The organism is Pseudomonas sp. FG86 (assembly GCF_057808775.1).
In genome coordinates this window covers 1-4,935 of record NZ_JBMDIS010000168.1, presented here as the reverse complement: position 1 = coordinate 4,935, position 4,935 = coordinate 1, and the positions used below count along the sequence as shown (strand labels likewise).

7 protein-coding genes are annotated in these 4,935 nt (G+C 62.0%); 2 read left to right on the top strand and 5 right to left on the bottom strand.

Features of this window, described 5'->3' with window-relative positions; translation table 11 throughout:
• Positions 1–302: 302 nt before the first annotated feature.
• Genes ACODSV_RS35965 through ACODSV_RS35950 form a run of 4 tightly spaced genes read right to left on the bottom strand, consistent with a single transcriptional unit; the run spans position 303 to position 3,354 of the window.
• A complete protein-coding gene (locus ACODSV_RS35965; RefSeq protein WP_150056024.1) occupies positions 303–1,655 on the bottom strand; it encodes a 4Fe-4S binding protein in 1,353 nt (450 codons plus the stop codon).
• The gene (locus ACODSV_RS35960; RefSeq protein ID WP_150056025.1) at positions 1,652–2,491 is read right to left on the bottom strand and encodes an FTR1 family iron permease; all 840 of its coding nucleotides are present in this window, start codon (positions 2,489–2,491) and stop codon (positions 1,652–1,654) included. Before ACODSV_RS35960 ends, ACODSV_RS35965 begins: the two co-directional genes overlap by 4 nt.
• 9 nt (positions 2,492–2,500) lie before the next feature.
• Entirely contained in the window at positions 2,501–2,824 is a 324-nt protein-coding gene (locus ACODSV_RS35955) for a cupredoxin domain-containing protein (RefSeq protein ID WP_150056026.1), read from the bottom strand.
• Positions 2,824–3,354 (bottom strand): iron transporter, encoded by a 531-nt coding sequence (locus ACODSV_RS35950; RefSeq protein WP_102625767.1) that lies wholly within the window; start codon positions 3,352–3,354, stop codon positions 2,824–2,826. The genes ACODSV_RS35955 and ACODSV_RS35950 overlap by 1 nt, the downstream gene beginning before the upstream one ends.
• A gap of 179 nt (positions 3,355–3,533) precedes the next feature.
• Here ACODSV_RS35950 and ACODSV_RS35945 point away from each other — a divergent pair, with 179 nt between their 5' ends.
• Entirely contained in the window at positions 3,534–3,767 is a 234-nt protein-coding gene (locus ACODSV_RS35945; protein WP_041161182.1) for a DUF3079 domain-containing protein, read from the top strand.
• On the opposite strand, the gene ACODSV_RS35940 is transcribed toward ACODSV_RS35945, so the two are convergent.
• Positions 3,748–4,224, bottom strand: coding sequence for a PA2171 family ribosome-binding persister protein (locus ACODSV_RS35940; RefSeq protein ID WP_024075046.1), 477 nt, complete (start codon positions 4,222–4,224; stop codon positions 3,748–3,750). The two genes, ACODSV_RS35945 and ACODSV_RS35940, sit on opposite strands and share 20 nt — an antisense overlap.
• Before the next feature lie 429 nt (positions 4,225–4,653).
• Here ACODSV_RS35940 and ACODSV_RS35935 point away from each other — a divergent pair, with 429 nt between their 5' ends.
• Positions 4,654–4,860: a PLD nuclease N-terminal domain-containing protein gene (locus ACODSV_RS35935; protein ID WP_069076380.1), complete on the top strand. Its 207-nt coding sequence runs from the start codon at positions 4,654–4,656 to the stop codon at positions 4,858–4,860.
• The last annotated feature ends 75 nt before the right edge of the window (positions 4,861–4,935 follow it).

The window sequence follows — 4,935 nt, the reverse complement described above, 5'->3', positions numbered from 1 at the left end:
GGTTAGCCGTCCTGGGCCAGGGATGGCCCATGACGGCGGCCCACGGATTCAAGCCGGAGTGAGGGCATGCCGAGCCTAGGCGAGGCACCGAGTGGTGGGGCAAGAGCCCTTTGGTTACTTTGGGGCTCTTTTCCAAAGTGACCCGCCGTAAGGGCGGAACCGCCAGTAGCCGTTCCCGCAGCAACGGATATGTACACCAACCCGCTAGCCGCCGTTCCCGCAGCAACGGATATGTACACCAACCCGCCAGCCGCCGTTACCGCAGCAACGGATATGTACACGGACCCAGACCCGCCCCCCAATCAACCCCACCCCCAAAACTGCAACCACCACCCAACCCCCACCAACCCATTACTCAACACCACAAAAAACCAAGCCCCCCCACGTAACCCCCACCCAACCCCCCGAAGCTGCCGCCACCCCAACCACAAGCACCACCCAACCGCCCCAACCAGCAACACCGCCCGCGCCGACTGCACCCAACCCAACCCCAACCCCTCATAACGCAGCAACTTCACCGTGGTCGCCGACAACCCCAGGAACAACCCCGCACCACCGAGGGGCGTCAGTGTCAGCGCCAAGGGCCGAAACAGTGCGCGATCCCCCGCCACCCAGGCAGCCAGGCGCAGCAGCAGCCAGCAGCCACCACCGAACAACAGTGCGCTGCCACACAGGTACAGCACGATGCACAGGCCATCGAGCCAGCTGAAGCTGTCATTGAGTTGCGGGTAGTGAGTGAGCAGCCACCAGGGCGCAGTGTCTTGCAGGGGCCACAGCCAGTCATGACTCACCAGCCACGTCGCCAGGGTTTGCTTGAGCGCGATAAACCATGGGCTGACCGTCCATTGAAACGCCCCCATTGCCAGGCCGATCACGCCAAACAACAACAGGCGCGCATCCCATGCCGAGCCGGGTTGGCGAGGTGCCTGAAGGATCTCCGTATTGCACGACCGGGCGATCAATTGCACGGCCCCGCGTTGTCCGCTGCAACGGCCACAGGCATGGCACTCGCTGGCCCCTTGCAAGCGGCGGATATCCAGCAGCGGCGCGCAGTTGGGCAGCGGCAGGCGCGGTGCGGTGTTGGCCTTCCAGCGTTGCTCATCCACCGCGAAATGCACCGGCGCCAGGCGGGCGAGCAGGGCGAAGACGCCGCTGACCGGGCACAGGTAACGGCACCACACGCGTTTACCGCGCACGAACAACAGGCCGACGACCATGGCCGCCAGGGTCGAGCCGCCGAGGATCAGCAAGGCGGCCTGGGCGTAGTCATACACACTGATCAACTGGCCATACAGGGTCGTCAGGCAAAAGCCCAGCGTCGGCCAGCCGCCCCAGCGCACCCAGCGCGGAATGCCCAGGCCGCGCCCGTGTTGGCTGGCCCATTCGCTCAACGAACCTTCTGGGCAAAGCACCCCGCACCACAGGCGCCCGAACAGCACCATCGACAGCAACACGAACGGCCACCAGAGGCCCCAGAAGATAAATTGCGCGAGCAGTGTCAGGTTGTTCACCAGGCGCGCCTGGCTGCCCGGCAAGGGCAGCAGCGCCGGCAACACCAACAGCACGGCGTAAACCAGCACCACCAGCCATTGCACGGTACGGATTAACCGCCCATGGCGCCGCATGCCATCGCCCAGGCGCTGCAGCCAGGTCATGTCGCTGGCCGCGAGCGACGCAGGCCGTTGCCGACCCACAGCCAATAGCCGAGCAGCACCAGCACGGTGACCAGGCTCGGTGCGGCACGGTAGCCGGCAAAATCGGCCAGCAGCGACCCCAGACCGTGGCTGTCGCTGAGCAGGGCGCTGCTGTCCCAGCGGCTTTCACCGAAGGCGCCATACACCCATTCGGGCAGGTCCATGCCCAGCAGTTGTCCGCTGATACGGTCCACGGCGGCCACCAGCAAGGCCCCACCCAATAGCAACAGCAGTGCTTCGCTGAGGGCAAAAAACAGCGACCAGGAGATAAAGCGTCGACTGCCCCGCAGCAGCACCACCGTCAGGCCCGCCAGTACCAGGCCCAACAGGCCGCCGATGGCGAACAGGCTCAGTGCCGGACCGTTAAGGCGCGCCCCGGCGCCATACAAAAACACCACGGTTTCACTGCCTTCGCGGCTGACTGCTAACAGCGCTAACAACAGCACCCCCCAACCACCCTGGCGGGCCAGGCGCTGATCGGCCTCGCGCACCAAGCTGTGTTTGAGCGTGGCGCCGTGGCGATGCATCCAGAACACCATCTGCACCATCAAGCCGCTGGCCAGTAGCGTCAGCGCCGCTTGTGCCCATTCACCCTGGGGGCCGCTCATGGCTTCGCCGGCCCACAGCATCAAGCCGGCCAACCCGGTGGAGCACAGCAGCCCGAGCAACACCCCGGCCCACAGGAAACGCGCCAGGCGTGAGTGTTCGGCCTGGCGGCTGATCCACACCTGGAGAATGCCGATCACCAACAACGCCTCGACGCTTTCACGCCAGACGATAAACATCGATTGATTCATCAACGGCTCCTATTGCGCGAGGATGCTGCCTTCGGGCAACTGTGGGTTGAATTCGTCGAAGAACGGGTACACCCCCGGCTTGAGCGGATGGATGACCACAAAAGTGGTCACGCCAGGGGACAACACCTTCTCCACCCGCAACGGCGTGCTTTCGAATTCGGCCGGGCCTTGGCCTATGTTGTTGAGCACGATCTTGAAGCGCTCATCGGCCTTGACCACCAATTGCGGCGGGTCGAAATGGCCGTCTTGCAGGCTCAGTTCATACGTGGGCAACGGCGCCGCCAGGGCCGTGCCGCTCAGCAGCACGCTGCTCAGCAGCAGGGCGCGGCGCATCAGTAGCCGCCTTTTTTGCCGATACCGGCGTAGACAAATTCGTAATGCACTTCGCAGCGTTCGAACCAGGGCGCGACGCCGGTTTCCTTGTCGGTGTGGCGGCCCAGGGAGTGGTGGCCGGTGGGCGGCAATACGCTGAAGGTGAGGGTGTATTTGCCAGGGCCTTGCAGCTTGACGTTGTCGCCATAGTGCGGCCCGTCATTGGCGACCATGGCGTGGAAGTCGCCGTTGATCGGCGTCTCGCTGCCTTGTTTTTTCAGGGAGAACGACAGGTTCAGGTAGGGCACGAAACTGCCTTCCTGGAAGCCTTGGGCATTGTCCGCCGTGGCGCGTACATCGGCCTCCAGGTGCACGTCGGAATCGGCGGTGGCGCGCATCATGCCGGCGGGGGCCATCTCGATGGGTTGCAGATACACCGCGCCGATTTCCAGCCCTGGGCAGTGTTGCGGTTCGCCGATGGGATATTCCTTGGCGAACGCCGCAGAAGTGGACAACAGCAGGATGAGGGGCAGTGCAGAAGGGATACGCATGGAGGCTTCCTGACGGGTGAGGGGAGAGAGCCCGAGTCTAGGAAGGTCAGGGGTAAATAATAATGATTCTTGTCAAGTTTCGATGATATTTCATGTTGGCCAGGCTTGATATCGGTCAAGGCCAGGCACCTGTGATCGGCGTAGGTTGGACCTATCGTTCGCCGGTAGGGAACCTCGTCATGGCCAAGCCTTTTCCACTGCACCCCAAGCACCCCGAGCGCATCTGCTGGGGGTGCGACCGCTATTGCGCCGCCACCGACCTGGCCTGCGGCAACGGTGCCGACCGTACCATGCACCCGGCCGAGATGATCGGTGATGACTGGTACGAACATGGCGATTGGGGCGTTACCCCGGAGCCCGCCGCCGCGGACGAGCCGTCAGGGGCCACAGTGCTCAGGCTGCGAGGGGTTTAGTCTGCATCGACTTTTTGTAGGCGGCTTTCATGGCTTCCATTTCGGCGCCTAGCTCCTCGAGGACAGCTTTGCCCAACAGCTTCTTCGCTTGAGGGAACATCTCGGTTTCCTCTTCTTCGATATGGTGCTCCAGCAGCTCCTTGACCACTTTGACGCGGCCGGAAAACTCAGTGGTGGAAGGCTCGGTCTGTTTCAGGTCGGGCAATACCAGGGCATCGACTGTGCGGTGCTCTTCCTTGGCTTCGTGGTACATGATGTCCTGTTCCTTGCCACCGGCTTTACGGAAGGCCGGGTACAGAATCTCTTCCTCCAGCTTGGTGTGCAGGCTGATTTCCATCTCCAGTTTGGCCAGCAATTCGGTGCGCTTCTTGACGCCACGCTCGGTGGATTCGCTCAGTTGAGTCAGCAGTGCTTTGACGCGTTCATGGTCAGCCTTGAGAAGGTCAATGGCATTCATGTTGAAACCTCACGGATAGCGCTCGGGCGCGTCGACATGCGCGCCTCGTCCAGTGGGATATTGCATCAGCTGTACCAACATGGCTGATTGGTAAATTTTCTTATTAATCAGTTAGTTGAGTATGTTTTAGGCGTCGGCTTATCGTGCAGCTTGCATGGTCGGGCCCTCAGCGGGTTGCATTACACCGTCCTGACTTTCCGGTGTTTGAAGTTCTCGGTGGCCAGGCACTGGAAGATTGCCAACTGGGTTTACGCCTGCAGGGACACCCGGTCGTCCTGAGCGTTTGGCATTTCCAGTAAGAAGGGAGCGGAGGTTGGGTCAGGGGGGCTCCAGTGCGCCATAACCGTTGGGCGTGAGCGGCTGCACGAAATCCGATGGAACCCTCGGGGTAGATGCTTGACCTAATGCATGGACCTCAGGAGGTGAACCATGCAAATTGAATATATCTGGATCGCGTTGGCGGTGATTCTGCTGCTGTTGGAATTGTGGGCGATCAATATCGTATTGCGCAGTACCAGTGGCTGGGAGACCAAGGGGCTGTGGCTGGTCATTCTGATTTTCGTGCCGCTGCTGGGGCTGATTGCCTGGGCGATGTTCGGGCCCAAGCGGGAGATGCCGGAGCAGCGCAAACAGTAACCTGTGGCGAGCGGGCTTATTGTGGCGAGCGGGCTTGCCCCGCGTTGGGCTGCGAAGCAGCCCCAATAAGAGCGC